The sequence below is a fragment of the Pyxidicoccus sp. M6 genome (genome assembly GCF_055568925.1).
Genome location: NZ_CM145714.1, coordinates 12,939,846 through 12,958,723, shown reverse-complemented (window position 1 = coordinate 12,958,723; position 18,878 = coordinate 12,939,846). Strand labels below are relative to the sequence as shown.

At 69.8% G+C, this 18,878-nt stretch carries 12 protein-coding genes; 3 read left to right on the top strand and 9 right to left on the bottom strand.

Annotated elements, in window-relative coordinates; genetic code table 11:
• Window positions 1-197: 197 nt before the first annotated feature.
• From ACVTJA_RS51200 to ACVTJA_RS51180, 5 genes are all read right to left on the bottom strand, one after another.
• On the bottom strand, window positions 198-2,273 hold the full coding sequence (locus ACVTJA_RS51200) for a HEAT repeat domain-containing protein (protein WP_465832072.1): 2,076 nt from the start codon (window positions 2,271-2,273) through the stop codon (window positions 198-200).
• 184 nt (window positions 2,274-2,457) lie between these two features.
• Window positions 2,458-3,378 (bottom strand): fibrinogen-like YCDxxxxGGGW domain-containing protein, encoded by a 921-nt coding sequence (locus tag ACVTJA_RS51195; RefSeq protein ID WP_465832071.1) that lies wholly within the window; start codon window positions 3,376-3,378, stop codon window positions 2,458-2,460.
• A gap of 225 nt (window positions 3,379-3,603) precedes the next feature.
• Entirely contained in the window at window positions 3,604-4,938 is a 1,335-nt protein-coding gene (locus ACVTJA_RS51190; RefSeq protein WP_465832069.1) for a carboxypeptidase-like regulatory domain-containing protein, read from the bottom strand.
• Window positions 4,939-5,020: 82 nt separating this feature from the next.
• Window positions 5,021-6,358, bottom strand: a complete 1,338-nt coding sequence (locus tag ACVTJA_RS51185; protein WP_465832067.1) for a Kelch repeat-containing protein — start codon at window positions 6,356-6,358, stop codon at window positions 5,021-5,023.
• Window positions 6,359-6,684: 326 nt separating this feature from the next.
• Window positions 6,685-8,361, bottom strand: coding sequence for a M4 family metallopeptidase (locus ACVTJA_RS51180; RefSeq protein WP_465832066.1), 1,677 nt, complete (start codon window positions 8,359-8,361; stop codon window positions 6,685-6,687).
• Between the two features lie 373 nt (window positions 8,362-8,734).
• Between ACVTJA_RS51180 and ACVTJA_RS51175 the strand changes: the two genes are divergently transcribed.
• The 3 genes from ACVTJA_RS51175 (at window position 8,735) to ACVTJA_RS51165 (ending at window position 11,367) form a co-directional block, all read left to right on the top strand.
• Entirely contained in the window at window positions 8,735-9,970 is a 1,236-nt protein-coding gene (locus ACVTJA_RS51175) for an AAA family ATPase (RefSeq protein ID WP_465832065.1), read from the top strand.
• 150 nt (window positions 9,971-10,120) lie between these two features.
• Entirely contained in the window at window positions 10,121-10,948 is an 828-nt protein-coding gene (locus ACVTJA_RS51170) for an alpha/beta fold hydrolase (RefSeq protein WP_465832063.1), read from the top strand.
• A 134-nt stretch (window positions 10,949-11,082) separates the two neighbouring features.
• Window positions 11,083-11,367: a DUF427 domain-containing protein gene (locus ACVTJA_RS51165; protein WP_465832062.1), complete on the top strand. Its 285-nt coding sequence runs from the start codon at window positions 11,083-11,085 to the stop codon at window positions 11,365-11,367.
• A gap of 4 nt (window positions 11,368-11,371) precedes the next feature.
• Here ACVTJA_RS51165 and ACVTJA_RS51160 read toward each other — a convergent pair whose 3' ends face one another.
• Genes ACVTJA_RS51160 through ACVTJA_RS51145 form a run of 4 tightly spaced genes read right to left on the bottom strand, consistent with a single transcriptional unit; the run spans window position 11,372 to window position 18,861 of the window.
• Window positions 11,372-14,263 carry a HEAT repeat domain-containing protein gene (locus ACVTJA_RS51160; protein ID WP_465832061.1) on the bottom strand — a complete coding sequence of 964 codons (2,892 nt, stop codon included), beginning with the start codon at window positions 14,261-14,263 and terminating at the stop codon, window positions 11,372-11,374.
• The gene (locus tag ACVTJA_RS51155; protein ID WP_465832060.1) at window positions 14,256-15,467 is read right to left on the bottom strand and encodes a VWA domain-containing protein; all 1,212 of its coding nucleotides are present in this window, start codon (window positions 15,465-15,467) and stop codon (window positions 14,256-14,258) included. Before ACVTJA_RS51155 ends, ACVTJA_RS51160 begins: the two co-directional genes overlap by 8 nt.
• On the bottom strand, window positions 15,464-17,776 hold the full coding sequence (locus tag ACVTJA_RS51150; RefSeq protein WP_465832058.1) for a DUF5682 family protein: 2,313 nt from the start codon (window positions 17,774-17,776) through the stop codon (window positions 15,464-15,466). The genes ACVTJA_RS51155 and ACVTJA_RS51150 overlap by 4 nt, the downstream gene beginning before the upstream one ends.
• Window positions 17,776-18,861: an ATP-binding protein gene (locus tag ACVTJA_RS51145; protein ID WP_465832056.1), complete on the bottom strand. Its 1,086-nt coding sequence runs from the start codon at window positions 18,859-18,861 to the stop codon at window positions 17,776-17,778. Before ACVTJA_RS51145 ends, ACVTJA_RS51150 begins: the two co-directional genes overlap by 1 nt.
• Window positions 18,862-18,878: the final 17 nt, after the last annotated feature.

The window sequence follows — 18,878 nt, the reverse complement described above, 5'->3', positions numbered from 1 at the left end:
TGCAATCGCTGTCAGGCGACAGGAGCGCCGCGGCATGCGCGACTGTGTTGCGAATGCTGCGGCCCGGCCCGAAGCGTCGAGCTCATCACTGCCCGGGCGCTGGCGCGGTCCGGGCCCTGTTGCGCTGACGCGGCCCGGGCGCGGGAGTCGCGGAGCCCTCTACTGGCGGCGCTCCGCGGCCTGCCGTGTGCGTCGGCTCACTGCCCCTGGCGGAGCATGTTGAGGCGCTGCTTCGCGGCGCGGCTCTGCGGGTCGAAGCGCAGGGCCTCCTCCAGCCGCTCCTGGCCGCGCTGCGGCTGGCCCTGCACGACGTACAGGTCCGCGAGCCTCACGAGGGCCTCGGCGTTGTAGGGCTGGAGGTCCAGCGCGCGCTCGAACTCGCGGGTGGCGGTGGTCAGGTCCTTCCGGCGGATGGCGAGTTGGCCGAGCATGATGTGCGGCTGCACCAGCCCGGACGTCTCCGGCCGGCTGGCCAGGGCCTCCAGCGTGGGCACCGCGCGCAGGTCTCCGAGGCCCGCCATCGTCAGCGCGGCGGCCTGCCGCACCCAGAGCGAGCTGTCCGTGAGGAGCGGCACCAGGTCATTCGCGGCCTCGCGCGCGCCCGCCGCGCCCAGGCCGTCGATGATGTCCGAGCGCAGCAGGCTGTCCGTGGTGCCCTTCAGCGCCGCGCGCAGGGCGGGCACGGCGTCATGCTTGAAGCGGCGGGCCAGCAGCTTCGCGGCCACGCCGCGCAGCGACGGAGCCTCGGTGGTGTCCGCGAGCACGGCCTCCAGCGCGGGGCGGCTGGTGGCGGCCGTCTTGTCGTCGAAGGCATCGGCCAGCCTCAGGCGGCGCTGCTGGCGCGTGCCGGCCCGCGGCCACCACTTCAGGAGCGCCTGGGACATGGCCTCGGGCTTCTCCTTCGTGTGGCAGGTGTTGCAGGCGTTGGGGATTTCGTGGCGGCTCGTGTTGTCCGGCGCGGGTACGTCGATGGCGTGGTCGGCGAACTTGTCGAGCACGCCGGAGACGACGGGCGGCATGTGGCAGGACAGACAGTCATTGGCCGCGCGGGCGGTGTGGTGCGTGTGCGCCTTGCCCTGGGCGAAGACGTCCTCGTGGCACTGATGGCAGGTGGAGGCGCTGACGGAGACGTGGGCCGGCGTCTTGCCCGGCTTGGGCTGCTCGAGCTCGTTGGCGGCGTGCTTCTCGTGGGGCGCGGTGTGGCAGGTGAGGCAGGTGGCTCCGCCCTGGAGGTGGCACTTGGACTGGATGAGGGCCTGGTACTCGAAGCTGGAGGTGCTCGGGCGGCCGTCTGTGAAGTAGTCGCCGGAGCGCTCGTTGCCGACCATGAGGACGATTGGCTGGTAGTAGTCGTCGTAGCGCTGGCCGGGCCGGAAGCGGTGGGCACCGTCGAGGATGGGGAACAGCGGGCGGCGCGGGCCGTGGCACTGGGCGCAGACGGCGAGGGCCTCCGCGTTGGAGAGCTTCGACGGCTGGATGATGTCCTTCGGGTCCTGCGAGTCGGCGTGGCGCGCGCCGGGGCCGTGGCAGCTCTCGCAGGCGACGCCGTGGTCGGTGAACTTCGTGGCCCAGGTCTTCGCGTCGCGGTCGTAGCTCGCCTCGAGCCCGGTGACGTGGCAGTCGAGGCACGCGTGCTGCGCGCTGCGGCGGAAGTTGGCCCAGAAGAAGGGGTGGTCCGGGGTGAGGGCGCCCTGCTTCGTCTCGGAGTAGTCCACCCACTCGCCCTTGCCGGTGACGTGGAAGTAGACGGGGAGCACCTGCCAGCGGCCGTCGGGGAGGATGGTGACGGGGTCCTGCATGCGCTTGCCGCCGACGACCCAGTTCACGGGGAACTCGGCGAGCTCGCCGTCGGCGCCACGGGTGCGCATGAGGTGCTTGTCCGCGTCGCGGCGCATCCACGCCTCGCTGGAGTCACCCTTGAAGTGCGCATTGCGGAAGTTGCCGACGACGAACTTCTGCGTGGCCGGAGACAGCGCGCGCGAGTGCCAGTCCTTGCTCCACGCGGCGTGCTCGTCCTCGTGGCACTCGCTGCAGGCCTTGGAGCCGACGTAGGTGTTCGCGGGGTGTGCGGCGGCCTGCGCGGGTGCGGGTGCGGGCGCGGGCGCCGGAGTCGCGGGGGCGCTCGCCGTCACGGTGGGCGCGGCGGGCGCGGGAGCGGCGGCGGCAGGCGCGGGCTCCGGAGGAGGGGAGCGCAGCGAGAAGGTGATTCCCGCGGCCGCCGCAATCAGGGCGAGGACCACGAGGGCGAGCAGAGCGGGGCGAGGGGGGCGCATCGGAGTGGTAACCGGATGCTGCCCCGGGGGGCGACGCGACACAAGCAGGGCTCCCGGTGACTCCCGAGAAGCAGGTGGCACCGGACCCGGGAAGCCGCCGAGCGAGAACGCAGCCCGCCTGACCGGGAAGGTAGGGCCCCATTCCGAGGAGCCCCACCTTCTTTCCGAGGCCCTCTGGAACCCGTCAGCGCGTGCGACAGCTCGAACGGATGCTGCCATCCATGTTCGAGAGGACCGAGGCAACCATCATCGGGCCCTGGCGCCGGTACGAGGGGTAGTAGCCCTCGTTCAAGGTACAGCCCGTGCAGGAATTGCCATATCGATAATAGCCGTTGCTCACGTCGTAGCCGCAGGTCCCCTCATAGCTACCGAACTTGCAGTAGCTGAACGTCCCATCCCCCACGAAGCCCAGGGCCTGACAGGTCCCCATGCTCGGGTTCCCAGCGGCGCTGAGTGAGGTGATTGGATTGTTATCGCTAGCGACGCGGAGGGCCCACATGGAGCAGAGCCCGGAGGCGCGGTCGAGCACGCTCGTCATGACGTAGGCGAGGCCCGAGCCCTCACGCGTCCTCCCACTGTGAACGCCCGCGACTTCCGTGCAGAGCTCGACCCCCAGCCGCATGTCGCAGTAGGCGGAGATGGGCCCGGCGCCGGGCGGGTTGATGACGTACTCCCCATCCGGAGCGTTTGGATTCGCGGCCTTCACCGCCGCGCAGCTCGCGAAGGTCGGCGAGGTGATGTTGAGCACGAAGTTGCCGCAGCGGGTGTTGTAGCCATCGACCACGATTTTGACCCGCGTGCGGACGGTGAGGTTCACCGTCACGGAGGACTGGTACGTGCCGTTCACATCATCGCTGCAGCCCAGCGACGCATTGGTGGACGCATCGAGAACCCAGAGCACCGTATCGAGGGCTGAGCCCGCCGTGGTGAAGGTGAACGTGCCGGTGAAGGGCGCGGTCCAGTAATAGGAACGGTCGGGGGCATTGGTGAGGGTGGCGCAGATGGGCGTGTGTTCATTGACCGCTCCGCACGTATTGTTCGCGGTGACGGGTGAGCCCAGCACCGAGCCGAGCTCGTCGGTCAGCGCCTGGCTCGCTTCCGCCACGGAGCCGACCTCGTCCGCTGGGCTGCCAGCACCCGCCTGTTCCTCCTCGGGCAGAGGGCCTTCACCGCAGGCCAGGCTCAGGACAGCGCAAGCACCAAGAAGAAGGCTGCTCCAGCAACAATCCTTGTTCATCGGGTGTCTCCTCAACCGGGTGCCGCGTGCGTCGTGATGGAGGAGCGGCCTGTCCCCCCAGGGCTTCAGGGGACAGGCCGCGCGGGGGAGGGACTACAGCTGCGTCATGAACTGCACGTGCGACTTGCAGGGGTGCGTTTGTCCGACCACGTCGTCGAGGTTGATCAAGCTGCCGCCCGCGTCCGTCGGGAAGCCGGTCTTCCCCCAAGGAGCGCCCGAGTTGAACCGGGTGACTCCGCCCGCGGGCGTGTACAGCGGGTAGCCGGTCTCGGCGGCGGGCGTGGAGGAGATGTCCAGGTTCTTCGCGCAGGCCGTGGGGACGCCGGACGGGAACTGGAGGCCCACCTCCTGCACGGCGTTCGCGCGGATGTTGTAGAGCACGATGAAGGGAGACGCCGTGGACAGCGTGTCGGTGCGCGCAATGAGCGTGCCCGCCGCGTTGGGCAGCTTGAGGTTGAACCGGACGGAGCCCGCCGTGCCGAAGCACTCCAGCGGGAAGCCCACGAGCTCGATGATGGTGCAGGCGGGCTGGCTCTTCTCGATGTCCGCGTTCCAGATGCCCAGCTCGCCCGAGATGATGGGGACGGCGGTGGGCGACAGGCCGGAGACGCTGCTCTGACCCTGCATGGTGAAGGTGGTGCCCGCCGCGGTGACCTGCATGTTGGCGGACTTCTCCTCCCACTTGCCCGTGGTCTCGTTGAACTTCCACATCGCGAGCCGGCAGGTGCCGTCGAAGACGCACGGCGGCATGCTGCCCACCTGCGAGGGCACGGGGATGAAGCCCGTCGCGGTGGCACCCGCCGCCAGCTTGAGCGCCTGGCCGCTGGAATCCGTGGCACCAATGAAGACAGCGCCCACGGATTCGAGCGCGACCTGCTGCCCGCCGGAGTTCACCGCCGTGAAGTCGCCCGGCATGCGCATCGGGTCATAGCTCGCGACGGTGATGCTGACCGGGCCCGTGGCCGGCACGCCGCTGGCGTTGACGAGCGTGTTCGCCTTCAGCGTCACCTTCACGCCTCCGGGCGCGGTCACCGTGTTGTCCACCGTCGGGGAGATGGCCTGCACGAAGCCTGTCTGCAGGGTGTGGCTGTTGTTCGTCTTGCCCGCTGAGTAGAACTCGGTCGTCGAGGCCAGCCCGTTCTTCCGGAGGGTGAGGTTGTAGCCGCTGGTCGACGCCACGACGGACATGACGTACCGGCCGTTGGTGTCCGTGGTCCGGGAGACTCCGTTGATGACCACCGTGACGCCCGCCTGCACGGCGCCTGCCTCGTTGAGCACCGTGCCCGAGAAGACGGCCGACGTGGCGAGGTCCGCGCTCGCCGCCTCCCGTGCCTCGACGTCAACGGCCTTCGAGTCCTCCAGTGCTCCACAGCCGGTCGCCAGCAGCGCGGGCACGACGAAGATGCTGCACAGCCGTCTCAGATTCATGGCAAGCCTCCATGCCGGGTTTGAACAGACAGGAATCCCCCGCGCCCCCGGCGTCCCCGGGAGCGCCCCGCCCTGACTGCGACTACTGGATGTTGAGCGAGAGGGTGCCGCACCGCGCCCGGTAGCCATCCACGACGATGCGAATCCGCTGGCCCACCGTGAGTGGCACGGCGATGGACGACTGGAAGTTGGTGCTACTCACGTCGTCGTTGCACCCGAGCGCCGCGCCCGTGTTCGCGTCGAAGAGGGACAGCACGGTGTCGAAGTTGGAGCCCGTCGTCGACACGGTGAAGGTGCCGGACGAGGGCGCCGTCCACGTGAAGCTCCGGTCCGGCGCGGTGCTGCCGGCGCTGCACGCGGGCGTGGACTCGTTGGTGGCGGTGCACGTGTCCCCCGCCGCCAGTCCCGTGCCCAGCACCGAGCCCAGGTCTCCACCCGTCTCGGGCGAGTACAGGTCCGCGGTCGCGAGCTGGATGTTGCCGCTGTTGCCGCCCGTCACCAGGACCTTCCCGTTGGCGAGGAGCGTCGCGGTGTGCTCACCGCGGGTGCTGCTCATCACTCCTGCGCCCGTCCAGGTGTTGGTCGCCGGAGCGTAGACCTCGGAGTTGTCCCGTCCATAGGCTCCCGCCGCCAGGACCTGGCCATTCGCGAGCACGGTCGCGGTGTGCATGTAGCGAGGCGTCCCCATGGACGCCACGGCGGCCCAGGTATTGGTCGCCGGGTCGTACGCATCCACGCTGGCCAGCACGCCCCCTCCGGAGTTGCCCCCCACCGCCAGCACCTTGCCGCTGGAGAGGAGCACCGTGGGGAACAGCAGCCGGGGCGAGCTCATGGAGCCCGCGGGCGACCAGGAGTTGGTCGCCGGGTTGTACACCTCGGCAGTGGCCCAGTAGAGGGGGCCACCGGTGTAGCCACCCGCCACCAGCACCCTTCCATCCGCCAGCAGGGCCGCGCTGTGCTGCGTGCGGGCGGCGCTCATGGCCGAAACGATGGTCCAGGTGTTGGTCGCCGGGTCGTACAGCTCGGCCGTGTTCGTCGCGGAATTGACGGGAGCGCCTCCCGTCACCAGCACCTTCCCGTTCTGGAGCCGGACGGCCGCATGGAATGCGCGCGCGACAATCATGGAGGCAGCGGCCGTCCACGTGTTGGTCACCGGGTTGTACAGCTCAGCCTGGGACAGGGTGCCGCTGGCGCTCTCCCCTCCCGTGACGAGCACCCTGCCGTCCTGCAACAGCGTGGCCGCATGGGCCCGGCGTCCACGGAGCAGGGTGCCCGCCGCCGTCCACGTGTTGGTCGTCGGGCTGTACTGCTCGACGGCGGTCGGGTAGTTCCACGCCGTCGTGATGTTGTAGCCCCCCGCCACCAAGACATTGCCGTTCGCCAGCCGGGTCGTGCTGTGCAGGGAACGGGCATTCGCCATGGGCGGCGCGGGCGACCAGCCCGCTGCCCGGGCCCCACTCCACGCCACGCACACCAGGAGGAGGGAAACGATAGAAGCAACGCGGCTGGAAACGTATGACTTCACTGGCATGCGCACCTCGCTTCACGGAGAGTGCGATATTTACCATTTGTCCAGTGATTAAGGAATTTGAAATTTAATAAGGGATTCCCGCATGTTCTGCTTTAGCTGGATGCCGTAAGGGATGACACGGCGGTGCAACGCATTGCGTGAGCCGCCCAAAAGACAACCGGCGCGGCCGCCTCGAGGGCAGCCGCGCCGGTGTGTGAATCACCTGCTACCGGGGACTACTGGCCGGAGCTCACCGTCCAGGTGGTGCCGGAGAAGGCCGTGTAGCCCTTGATGAGGACGTAGTACGTGCCCTGCTTCGCGCCGTTGATGACGCAGGACTCGTCGGCGGTGGCGCCAGCCGAGCGGCAGTCGTACGTGGTGGTGGTCGGCGCGCTGCCGAACCGCACGTACAGGTCCGCGTCACCCGTGCCGCCGGCGAGCTGGAACTTCATCGCCGTCGCGCCGGCCGGCGTGACGTAGCTGAAGTTCGTGTTGCTGTTGCGAGCGCCGGACAGGTTGTTCACCGTGGAGATGACCGTCCAGGTCGGCGGATTCGGCACGCCCACCGCCGTCCAGCCCGCGTTCACCGAGGCCGCCGCGGTGGCGCCGTACAGGTCCTGCGCCGCCTGCGCCGTGGCGCCGCGCGCCTCGGAGAAGGTGCTGCCCGGCGTCAGGTACACCGTGTTGGCACGGTAGAAGATGGCCGCGCCCTTCATGATGCTCGTGTACGGGTCCGCATCCAGCGCCGGCACCACGGTGGTGGTCTTGCCGCGCGGGTGCGTGCCGCCCGTCACCATCAGCTTGAACGCCAGGTTCGCGATGCCCGAGTTCCAGTGCACGCCGCCGTTGTCCGAAGTGCCGGTGTACCGGGTCGGGTAGTAGTCATAGTCACCCGCGGTGGCCGGGTCGTTCATGTAGCGGAGCGCGTCGCCCGCGGTGGCCGGAGTCCAGCACTCCTCGCCCACCTTCCAGGTGTTCGCGCTGACCGCGCCGTCGCGGAACGCCTCGATGGTGGCGCCGAAGACGTCGGACATCGCCTCGTTGAGGGCGCCGGACTCACCCGAGTAGATGAGCTCGGAGGAGGTGTCCGTCACCGCGTGGGTCAGCTCGTGGCCCACCACGTCCAGCACGGTCAGCGGGCCGGACTGCGAGCCGTCGCCGTCGCCGTACACCATCTGCGTCCCGTTCCAGAACGCGTTCACGTAGTTCTTGCTGTAGTGCACCGACGAGATGAGGTTCGTCCCCAGTCCGTCGTAGCTGTCACGCCCGAACTTCGTGAAGTAGAAGTCGTAGGTGAAGCCCGCGTTGTCGTGCGCCTGGTTCAGCACCGCGTCGGTCGAGGTCCCCGTGGTCTCGCTGCGCACCAGCGTGCCGGGCAGCGTGGTGCGGTTGCTGGCCGTGTACGTCTTGCGGTTGCGGCTCGTCTTGATGTTGTCGAACTTCAGCGCCGTCTCGCCGGACTGCGCGTCGACGAAGATGTTCGGCTGCTGCGGCTCGCCCTCGGCCGAGACGGCCTCGAGCTGCACCCGCCACGTCAGCCGCCCGCCCTTGCCGATGGCGTCCGGCAGAATCTGCAGGTCCACCTTCGGCGCGCTCGTCAGCACGCTGCCCGCGGTCATCTGCGCCACGGCGGCCTGGATGGCCTTCTCCGAACCGATGCCCGGCCGCGTGTCCACCTTCAGGTCACGCGCGAACTTGTCGGTGATGGAGGAGATGCTGCCGTCAGACTTCAGGTGGACGATGGACTGCGAGCCGAACACCGGCACGCCAGCGACGCTCTGCGTCAGACGCTCGTGGACCTCGCCCCCCAGCTCGGCCACCGAACGCTTCGCCGCCACCTCACCCGCGCCCTTCAGGAACTCCGGCTTCTGAGACTGCACCGCACGCAGGCCCTGGCCCGCCTGGGTCGTCACCAGCGTGTCCTGCGGTGACTGACTGTCGGCATCGAGGGTCTCTACACCGCAAGCACTCCCGACAAGCAGCGGGAGGATTGAAACGAAGCGACTCATACGCATGGGGGGCTTCCTCCTGATCGGCCAAGCGGCCGGGCGCTAGGAGTCGCATAAAATGAAAAGTTTAGTCAAATTGTATAAGTGCAATTTTATTGCAGTAAGGAAACCGTAGTGAATCCGGTTATTTGCGCTCATCTATCTTGACCAGCAGTGAATTCGTGTTTTCTGTGTGTGGGTGCGGGAAGGCACCTACATCCGTTTGGGGAATGCCGCGGGGGCGGCGGAGGGGGCCGTGAGTTGACGCTGGGGGCGTGCGAGAGGAGCCTCGCGGCCGATGCTCAAGCTCCAGTGGCTTCAGGTTCACCGGTTCCGCGTGGTGCAGCCCGGGACGCGGCTGACGTTCAGCCCGTCGTTCAACGTGCTCCTCGGCGAGAACGGCACCGGGAAGACGACGCTGCTGGAGTTGGTGGCCGCCGTGGCGAGCTCGGACTTCAGCGCGCTCCGGTCGGAGGCGTTCGACCTGGAATACGAGCTGGCCTCCGACACCGGCCGCATCACCGTGCGCGTGCGCAACGAGGCGGGTGACTCGGGCAGTGGGCTCATCATGGACCTGGTCGTCGCGCCGGGGGACATGGCGTGGCCGCTCGTCATCCACCGCGAGGGGCAGCAGGTGACGGTGTCCCGGCAGGACGACACCTCGGACGTCGTGCACGAGCGCATCGCCCCCGAGGTGGGCGGACGGCTGTGGCTGGTGCTGATGTCCGGCGGCATTGCCTGGGTGGAGAAGACGGGCGAGGGCACCGCCGCCGTGGAGCCGTTGCTCGCCATGGCCCGCGAGGTGTCCGCGCAGGCGGGCCTGGGCCGCTTCGACGAGGGGCTCGCGTACTTCGAGCAGCTCCTCCAGGTGGAGCTGCGCCTGTCGCGGCGCGCGGAGGGCGTGCTCGCCACCGGTACGGGCCTCGCGTCGGAGGACCTGCTGGATGGGCTGCGCAAGGTGGCCGCGGCGCAGTGGGGCTCCGCGCGGTACGTGCTTCCGGGCGACAGCATCCCCTTCCTGCGCGACTCCGCGCGGCTGCTCGGCTTCGCCTCCGCCGAGGCGCTGCTGGCGCCGCTCGAGTCGCAGCCGCAGGGCAAGTACGAGACGCTGTCGCTGGGCCACCTGGACCTCGTCTTCACCGGGCCGGGCGGGCAGCGCGTCTCCGCGCGCGCGCTGGGCTACGGGCAGAAGCGGCTCGTCGCGTTCCAGCACTACCTCGCGCATGCGCGCGCGGTGGTGGTGGCGGATGAACTGGCGCACGCGCTCCACCCGCGGCAGCTCCGCGCGGGGCTGGAGCAGCTCGGGCAGCGCCAGTCGTTCCTCACCAGCCAGAGCCCGCTGCTCCTCGACAGCCTCCGCTTCGAGTCGCCCGAGCACGTGCGCGCCACCTTCGTGCGTTGCCGCCGCGAGGATGGCTCCGGCGTCCTCGTCTGGGAGGACCTGTCGCCCGAGGCCGCCGAGGACTTCTTCACCGCGTACCGCGCCGCGCCCCAGCGCGTGGGCGAGCTGCTCCAGGCGCGCGGGCTCTGGTAACGCCCGGGCCTCTCCCGGAGTGCGAGGGCGCTGCGACGCCCGGACGTGCCTCGGAGCGCGTCCGTCCGACGGATGACGTCCCGTACCACTTCGGGCTGGAACGTCGCGTCATGGGATGGCCTATCCTTCGGGACGGGGAGGGAACCGCCGATGCCGATGCTGTCCGTGAACGGAACCGAGCTGTACTACGAGGACACGGGGGGCCCTGGTCCCACCATCGTCTTCAGCCATGGCCTGCTGTGGAGCACGCGTCTGTATGACCCGCAGGTGGATGCGCTGCGCAGCCGGTACCGCTGCATCGCGTATGACCACCGGGGGCAGGGCCGCAGCGCGGTGCCGCCGGAGAGCGTCATCGACATGGAGACGCTGTACCTGGATGCGATTGGCCTCATCGAGAAGCTCGCGGTGAAGCCGGTCCACTTCGTGGGCCTGTCCATGGGCGGCTTCATGGGCATGCGGCTCGCGTCGCGGCGGCCGGACCTGCTGCGCTCGCTGGTGCTGCTGGAGACGTCCGGTGACCCCGAGCCCCTGGCCAACGTGCCGCGCTACACGCTGCTCAACCTCATCGCCCGGCTCGCGGGCATGCGGCCGGTGGCGGACCCGGTGATGCGCATCATGTTCGGCAAGAGCTTCCTCAACGACCCGAACCGCGCCGAGGAGCGGAATCTCTGGCGCACGCGGCTGATGGAGAACCGCAAGGACATCTGGCGCGCGGTGAATGGCGTCATCAAGCGCCGGGCCGTCACCGAGGAGCTGCCCAGCATCCGCGTGCCCACGCTCATCGTCGTGGGCGAGGAGGACGTGGCCACCGTCCCCGCGAAGGCCGAGAAGCTCCACCAGCTCATCCCCGGCTCGCGCCTGGTGCGCCTGCCGCGCGGAGGCCACTCCGTCACCGTCGAGGAGCCCGCGCTCGTCAACGCCACCCTGGGCACCTTCCTCGACGGCCAGTCCGAGCAGAGCGCGGCCCGGGTGGGTTGAGCGGAGAGCCCCGGTGCTCGCGGCCATGCGGGCCGTGAAGCACCCGACAGGCCGTGCGGCGGGCGCGCTTGCGTGGGTGCAGGGTCGCGCGCCCGCCGTTATGGCCGTTCGAGAGTCACGGAAGGAGGACGGTCATGCCCGTCGCGAAGTGGAACGGTGTGGTGATTGCGGAGAGCCCGCGCTGCGAGAAGGCGGAGGGCAACTGGTACTTCCCTCCGGACGCCATCCGCCGCGAATACTTCCGCCCCAGCGACACGCACACCGTCTGCCCGTGGAAGGGCACGGCGAGCTACTACGACGTCGTCGTCGGCGGGCAGGTGAACAAGGACGCCGCCTGGTACTACCCGGAGCCGAAGGCCGCCGCGTCCAACATCACCGGACACGTGGCCTTCTGGCACGGAGTGACCGTGGAGGCGTGAGCGGCTACGCCTTCACTCCCAGCAGCTTCTTCGCCGTGCGGGACAGCGTCTTGTCCCCGGCGACGGCGGGGATGTCCAGCAGCGCCGCGGCCACCAGCTTCCCGGCGCCATGCGCATTCTCTCCCGCGAGCTTCAGGTACACCGCGCAGCGGTCCAGGAGCTCCGGCAGCTCGCGCGAGGCCTCCACGCGCTGGAGTAGCGCCTGCGTCAGCGCGTGCGCGGGGAACTTCTCGAACAGGTTGCGAAGCGCCTGACGCTCCACCGCCTCGGGCCGGACTTCCGCCAGCCGCACCGTCGGGCCCAGCATGGCGAGGCCGAAGGTCTTCAGCGACTCGGACACCACACCCGGCTTCCAGCCATCCACGAAGGCGGCCAGCAGCGTCTCCGCGCCGCGCACGTCGCCCAGCACGCCGAGGGCATACGTCGCCGTCTTCGCCTCCTCGTCGTCCCCGCCGCGCGCCTCCACGCTGGCGACGAAGCGCTCCAGCACCTCCGCGTCTCCCAGCCACGCCAGGGCCATGGCCGCGCGGTTGCGCACCTCGCGCGACGGGTCTCCGTAGAGCACCTGCCGCAGCACCGGCAGCGCCACCGTCAGGCCCGCGCTCTCCAGTTGGTCCACCGCGCTGCGCCGGGCCTCCTTCGTGGAGTCCGTCAGCGCCCGCTGCGCGTACGCGTGGATTTTCTCCTTCCTCGTCTTCAGCAGCACCGCCACGGCGTCCGGGCCGGACTCGCGCGCCCGCACGTCCTCCAGCACTTCGCGCGCGTACAGCCGCAGGCCCGCGTCGTGTCCCTTGCGCGTGAGCGCGTCCAGGAGCTGCCGCGCCTCCGTGCCACCCAGCATGCCCAGCACGCGAATGGCGGTGCGGCGCACCATGCGGCTGTGGTGCTCGGCGAGCGCCGTCTTCGCCACCGCCAGCGCCTTGTCGCGCCCGCCCTCTGCCACCGCGCGCGCCACGAAGGTGCTCGCCGCGCCGTCGCTCCAGGCGGGGTACAGCTCGCCCAGCAGCACGTCCGGGCTCATGCTCGCGTAGTAGTGCGCCGCATGGGCCGCCGCCTCGTAGCGCGTCAGCTCGCCGCGCGCCCGCTTCAGCAGCGCGTCACCGGGGGCCAGCGGCACCTCGGGCCGGTGCACGTGGATGCTCGGGTGCGTGGGCACCGGCTGCAGCGCGCCGCCGTCCACCTGCACCGCGCCCGCCAGTCGCACCAGGGCAATGCCGAGCACCTGGTACACCTTGATGAAGTCGTCCAGCTTCTCCGCCGCGTCGGCCCTGCCAGCCAGCGCCTCCAGCAGCGCCGCCGGCTTCTCCAGCCCCAACTCCTTCAGCCGGGCCACGAGCGGCTCCACCGCGCGCGGGGACAGCGCGGGCAGGCCATTGGCGAACTTCTCCGCCAGCTCGTCCCGTACCTCCGCCAGCGCAATCGCCGCGCGCGACGCACCCGCCGCCCGCGCCGCGTCGGACCAGCCACTCCGAGGCACTGCCACCGGCGCTACCGGCTTCGCACCTCCGCGCCGGCGCGATACGAGGGCCTCGCCCTCCAGCCGGCCCAGGCCGCGCAGCTCCAATCCCTCGGACGTCTCCACCACCACCGCGAGGGGGAACAGCGTGGGCAGCGCGGCCTCCAGGCCCACGTCACCCAGCACCACCTTCAGCTTCGCGCCTTCCAGCGCCGCGGCCAGCGGCTCCTCCAGCGATGCATCCGCCGGGAGGAACAGGCCCCTGTCCCCGGAGTCCACCAACTGCGAGCGCTTTCCACTGGCCAACAGCGTCTCCACCTTCAGCGTCACCGGCAGCAGGTCCGGCGCGAAGACGTCCTTGCGGTGTTCCTGGAAGGCCGTCAGCGCCGCGCCCACGTCGGGCAGTGCCACCTCCACCATTCGCCGCAGCGCCGCGCCGTCCAGCGGAAGCTTCCGCGTCTCCGCATCCAGGTCCAGCCGGTGCGGCGCGAAGCCCGGGTACTGGCCGCCCTTCGCTCCCTCCAGCACCTGTCCCGCGTGGCTCTTCTTCGGCTCCACGCTCTTGAGGAACGCGGGGAGAATCTGCTTCTCCGCGTAGTGCTTCCCGGACACCAGGTCCACGAAGCGGCTCTCGCGCACGAGGAAGTTGTCCGGCGTGGTGCGCGTGGTGAAGGCGTACTCCACCAGCGTCAGTCCCTCCACCGGCGCGCGGTCCTTCTTCGTCCACGTCTTGCCAATCAGCTCCTCGACGTAGCGGTCCTCCAGCGCCTCGCCGCCCAGGTGCTTCTCCACCTTGCGCACGGTGAGCAGCATGTCCGCGATGAGGTCCGTGTACACCGGCGCTTCGAAGGTACCCGTGCGCGCCACCGCGAGGTCCAAGAGCCCAGCGACCTCCACCGTGCGCGCAGCGAGCCGGCGTAGGCCGTTGGCCCGCAGCACCTCGCCGAGCTGCCGCACCTGCTCCGGCCGGTCCTCGCCCAGCGTCACCACGCCCGACAGTCCCAACTCACGCACCAGCGTGGACACCTGCGTCACGCCGGCCTTCATCAAGTCTGCCGTCTCCGCCTTGCCCTTCTTGACGCTCTTCTTCTTCGAGCCGTCGGTGCCGCCCGCGGGCGCCGAGTCCGTGGTGACGAAGGCCTCCGGAGCCCGGGCCCACGCCACCAGCAGCGCCGCCGCGTGCTTGCAGAAGGGCCGAGAGCGCGCCGCCATGCACGAGCAGCGCCCCTTCACCTCGCGCCCATCGCCGAACACCAGCGACACCTTGTACGGCGACGCCCCCGAGCCCAGCGCGTCCGCGAACAGTCGATTCTCGTACCGCGACAGGTTGGACAGTTGCTTGCCGTCGAAGAGCTGCGCGCCCTTCGCCAGCTCCGCCTTGTCGCTGATGATTTCAGTCAGCGCCCCGAGTCCCCCCGTAATCTTCCGCACCTCAGCCATGGCGTGCCTCGTTATCGGCCGACACGAGCGGCCCCAGGTCCTGGTTGCGCATCACCCGCTCCACCACGTCCACCAGCCTGCGCGGCGTGCAGCCGAAGCACGGAATCCCCAGCGCGGTGAGCTTCTCCGCCATCGCATGGTCGTACGAGGGCTTGCCCCCGTCCGACAGCGCCAGCAGGCACAGCACCTTCGCGCGCGAGTCCACGAGCTGCCGCAGCCGCGCCACCAGCTCCTCGGCGTCGCCGCCCTCGTACAGGTCGGTAATCAGGATGAAGAGCGTCTTCTCCGGCCTCTGCACGTGGTTGGCCTGCGCATACGCCACCGCGCGGTTGATGTCCGTGCCGCCACCGAGCTGCGCGGTGAAGAGCACCTCCACCGGGTCCGCGAGCATGGGCGTCATGTCCACCACTTCCGTGTCGAACAGGACGAGGCTCGTGCGCAGCACGTCCAGCGACGCGAAGATGGCCGCCATGACCGAGCTGTACACCACGCTCTCCGCCATGGAGCCGGACTGGTCCACCACCAGCGTCACGTCCCACTCGTGGTGACGGCGCTGGTTGGGCCAGAAGTAGAAGCGCTCCGGAATCAGCCGCTTCCGCTCCGCGTCCCAGCCCTTCAGGTTCTGGCGAATCGTGCGCTTCCAGTCGAGGTTGCGAGCAATCGGCAGCGGGCTCGTCCTGTCCCTCTTCAGCGCGCCGAACACGGCCGTGCGGACGGACGACTCCAGCTTCTTGCGGAGGTCATCCACCACCTCGCGCACGATTTGCCGGGCGATGTCCTTCGCCTGGTCCGGAATCAGCCCGCGCGCGCTGACCAGCGTGGTGACCAGCTCCACGTTCTTGTCGAGGAAGGGAAGCGTCTCCGGCTCGAAGAGGAGCTGCGTCAGCCCCTTCTTTTCAATCGCATCCTTCTGCACGAGTGCAATCACGTCGTCGCGGAAGAAGCCTCGCAGCGCGCCCAGCCACTTGGGGATGTACGGCCGGGAGCCCGAGGCGCTCGCGCTCTTCTCGCCGTAGACGAAGGAGAGCGCGTCATCCAACTCCTCCAGGTCTCCCTCGCCCACGCCGACCGCGCCCGCGCCACCCGCGAGCCCTCGCAGCGAGGGGCACGAGCCCGTCTTCTCCGCCGCCGGGCCCAGCGCCAGCCGCCAGCGCAGCAGCGCATCGCGGTCCTTCTCCGACAGGTCCTTGGGGTCCACGCTCATAGCAGGTCGTCCAGGTCATCGAGCGCCTTGCCCAGCTCCGCGCTCATGTCCTTGAGCTTCTCCTTGTCCTTCTCTTCCAGGACGCTCTTCACCGCCCGCCCCTTCGTCCCGAGCTGCCGCACCGCCACGATGTTCTCCATCAGGTAGCGGCGCTCCGTGGGACCCAGCGCGCCCAGTGCTCTCCTCAATACCGGGAGGGTCTGACGGAAGCGCTCGGCCTCCACGCTGGAGAGGAAGTCGTCCAGCGCCTTCACCACCTCGCGGCTCTTCACCAGCACCAGCGCGTTCACCTGGAGGAAGCCCTCCAGGTATGCCGCGCCCGCCTCCGGCTCCACCGCCAGCGACAGCCGCCGCCCCACTTCGAGCGCCACGTCCGCCTCGGAGAGCTCCTGCGCGAGGTACAGCAGGCCCGTGGCGAGCCCCGACGTCGCGGGGTGCACCGCGTGGCTCTCCATCAGCCCGCGCGCCTCCGCGAGCCAGCCCGCCTTGTCCGCGCGAGGCTGCGCCAGCGCCACCTCGTGCAGCGTTCGCAGCGCCTCCAGCACCGGGCTCACCGCGTCCGGCGCGCAGGCGCTGGCCTCACGCACGCGCAGCAGCGCGCGGCCGAAGGTCTTCTCGCACAGCACCGCCACCGCCTCGTCGCCCACGTCGGCGTGAGCGCGGGACGTGCCGTACGCCACCAGACCCGAGAGGGCCCGCGCGGCGGAAGCGAGCGAAGGCAAATCGGAGTCCGTCGACGCATGCGCGTCACAGGCGCGAAGGGCCGAGGCCACCGTCTGCGAGCAGCCGGTAATCACAGACTCGAGCAACACCTCCGCCGCGTCGGCCGTCGCCTTCGCCGCGTTCAGCCGCTCCTGGAGGACGCGCGTCGTCACCGCCTCCAGCGTGTCGCCGAGGACAATCTTCTCCACCAGCGCCACGTCCGTGGACGGCGTCCACTGGGCCTGCCAGGACTCGCGCACGCGGGTGAGCGCGGCATAGCCCCCGGCCTCCTGCGGCGGCGCGTTCCGCTGCTGCCCCGCGCCCTGGAGCGACGCGTACGGAATCTCCGCCACGCGCAGCCGGTGCAGGAACACCGACGAGCCCACCTCCACGTCGTTGTTCAGCCGCAGGGAGAACGTCTCCGGGCTGTCCGTGCGCGGCAGGCGGCGCGCGTCCACCTCGCGCCAGAACTCCGCCTGGAGCGAGTTCTGTCCAATCCGGCTCGCCACCCGGCCCACCTGGTGGCCGATGACGCTCTTCCACAGGAAGCTGTCCACGTGCGTCGCGTCGCCGCGGCACAGCGTGGCCACCGTGGCCTCGCGCAACTCATCCAGGCCCGGCGCGCTCTTCTCGCGCAGGTCCGCCAGCGTCAGCGCCAGCCGGTACGCCTCCAGCACGTCGGACAGCGACGCGGTGAAGCCTCGCGTGCGCAGGTGTCCCGCGAAGTCGATGAGCACCTCCAGCGTCGCGCGCCGGAAGTCGCACTGGGCCTCGTGGGCCTTCTGGTAGAAGTGCGGCGCCCGGTTGCCCGCGCCATACCCGAGCTGCTCCGCGAGCCGGGGGAAGCTGTACGGAATCAGCGTCACCGCGCAGGGCACGCCCTTGGGCAGCTTCGCCTCCAGCGCCGGCTCCACGTCGCCCGCGACGAAGGCCGCCACGTGCGCCGCGCCCGCCACCACCGCCACCTTCTCCGGTGGCACGCCGCTGGCCACCACCTCCAGCACCTTGCGCGCCATGAAGGCGTCTCGCCAGCGGTGATAGCCGTGACGAGGGCCCGCGTTCAGCACGTCCGCCCAGGCGAGCAGCACCGGCCGGAAGCCCTCGGGCGTCCAGTCCGGCGCCTCGAACATCGCCTCCCACAGCTCCTCGAAGGAACGGTAGCCGCGCTCCTTCGCGAAGCGCTCGGAGATGGGCTCCTCGGGCAATGCAACGGCGGCGGACTCCGTGTCGTCGCTCTCGACGCCGGGCTCCTCGCCGTCCTCGCCCCGGTCCACCTCCAGGCTGACGCCCACGGGGATGTCGATGAACTCCGCGCGGGCCTTGTTCGCCTTCGCCCAGCGCAGCGCCGCGTACTCGGGCGAGTACTCCGCGAAGGGCCACAGCGCCGAGCGCGGTGTGCCATCCGTCCGGTAGCCCAGAATCGCCACCGGCGGCTTCGTGGCCTCGTCACACAGCACGTCCACGAGGCCCGTCGCGTCACACGGGCCTTCCACGAGGATGACTTCCGGCCGGACACGTTCGAGCCACTTGCCCAGCACCGAGGTGGTGCGTGGCGAGTGGTGGCGCACCGGGAACAGGTGCACCCGGGAGAGCAGGGCGAGGTCCATCAGCCCCTCAGCAGCTTCTTGCTCGCGGTGTACAGCTCCTTCCACGGCCCCGTGCGGCCCTTGGCCACGGTCTCCATGTACTCGCGCAGGGCCTTCACGTCGTCCTCCTGCTCCTTCACCACCGCGCCCACCAGCGACGCCGCCAGCTCGTTCGGCGTCACCTTCCCGTTCCCGAACTGGTCCGCGAGGATGGCGCTGTTGAAGAGCACGCTGATGGCCTCCGCCGTGGATAGCACCGCGCCCGGCGTGCGCACCTTCGTCTTCCCGTCCTTCGTCACGCCCTTGCGCAGCTCCTGGAAGAGCGTCAGCAGCACGCGCGACAGCTCCTCCGTCGGCGGCACGCCCACCTGGTAGTCATTGCGCAGCTCCGCCTCGCGCTTCGTCACGATTTGGATTTCCTGCTCCAGGTCCTCCACCACCGGCACGGTGACGAAGTTGAAGCGGCGCTTGAGCGCGGCGCTCATCTCGTTCACGCCGCGGTCCCGCGTGTTCGCGGTGGCGATGAGGTTGAAGCCCCGCTGCGCGCTGACGACTTCGCCCAGCTCCGGAATGGAGACCTGCTTCTCCGAGAGGATGGAGATGAGCGCGTCCTGAATCTCCGGCGACGTGCGCGTCACCTCCTCGAAGCGGGCGAACTTGCCCGTTTGCATCGCGCGCAGCACGGGAGAGGGGACGAGCGCCGCCGGTGACGGGCCCTGCGCCAGGAGCAGCGCGTAGTTCCACGAGTACTTGAGGTGGTCCTCACTGGTGCCCGCCGTGCCCTGCACGATGAGCGCCGAGGTGCCGCTGATGGCGGCGGACAGGTGCTCGGACAGCCAGCTCTTCGCGGTGCCGGGCTCGCCCACGAGCATCAGCGCGCGGTCCGAGGCCAGCGTCGCGATGCACACCTGGATGAGTCCCTTGTCACCAACGTACTTGGGCGTAATCGGCACGCCTCCCACGGGCTTGGGGCTCCCGAGGATGTACGTCTCCACCGCGCGCGGCGAGAGCGCCCAACCCGGAGGGCGGGGCTTGTCGTCGTGGGCCACGAGGGCTTCGAGCTCGGTCTTGTACTTCGCTTCGGCTGGCAGGCGGATGTCCGGCATGCAGGGAACGCTATCCG

Excerpts from the sequence above, each read along its gene's own strand:
- ACVTJA_RS51155 (WP_465832060.1), bottom strand. The coding sequence starts at position 15,467 with ATGAGCGTGGACCCCAAGGACCTGTCGGAGAAGGACCGCGATGCGCTG.
- ACVTJA_RS51160 (WP_465832061.1), bottom strand. The coding sequence starts at position 14,263 with ATGGCTGAGGTGCGGAAGATTACGGGGGGACTCGGGGCGCTGACTGAA.
- ACVTJA_RS51185 (WP_465832067.1), bottom strand. The coding sequence starts at position 6,358 with ATGGCGAATGCCCGTTCCCTGCACAGCACGACCCGGCTGGCGAACGGC.
- ACVTJA_RS51170 (WP_465832063.1), top strand. The coding sequence starts at position 10,121 with ATGCCGATGCTGTCCGTGAACGGAACCGAGCTGTACTACGAGGACACG.
- ACVTJA_RS51165 (WP_465832062.1), top strand. The coding sequence starts at position 11,083 with ATGCCCGTCGCGAAGTGGAACGGTGTGGTGATTGCGGAGAGCCCGCGC.
- ACVTJA_RS51175 (WP_465832065.1), top strand. The coding sequence starts at position 8,735 with ATGCTCAAGCTCCAGTGGCTTCAGGTTCACCGGTTCCGCGTGGTGCAG.
- ACVTJA_RS51190 (WP_465832069.1), bottom strand. The coding sequence starts at position 4,938 with ATGAATCTGAGACGGCTGTGCAGCATCTTCGTCGTGCCCGCGCTGCTG.
- ACVTJA_RS51145 (WP_465832056.1), bottom strand. The coding sequence starts at position 18,861 with ATGCCGGACATCCGCCTGCCAGCCGAAGCGAAGTACAAGACCGAGCTC.
- ACVTJA_RS51200 (WP_465832072.1), bottom strand. The coding sequence starts at position 2,273 with ATGCGCCCCCCTCGCCCCGCTCTGCTCGCCCTCGTGGTCCTCGCCCTG.
- ACVTJA_RS51150 (WP_465832058.1), bottom strand. The coding sequence starts at position 17,776 with ATGGACCTCGCCCTGCTCTCCCGGGTGCACCTGTTCCCGGTGCGCCAC.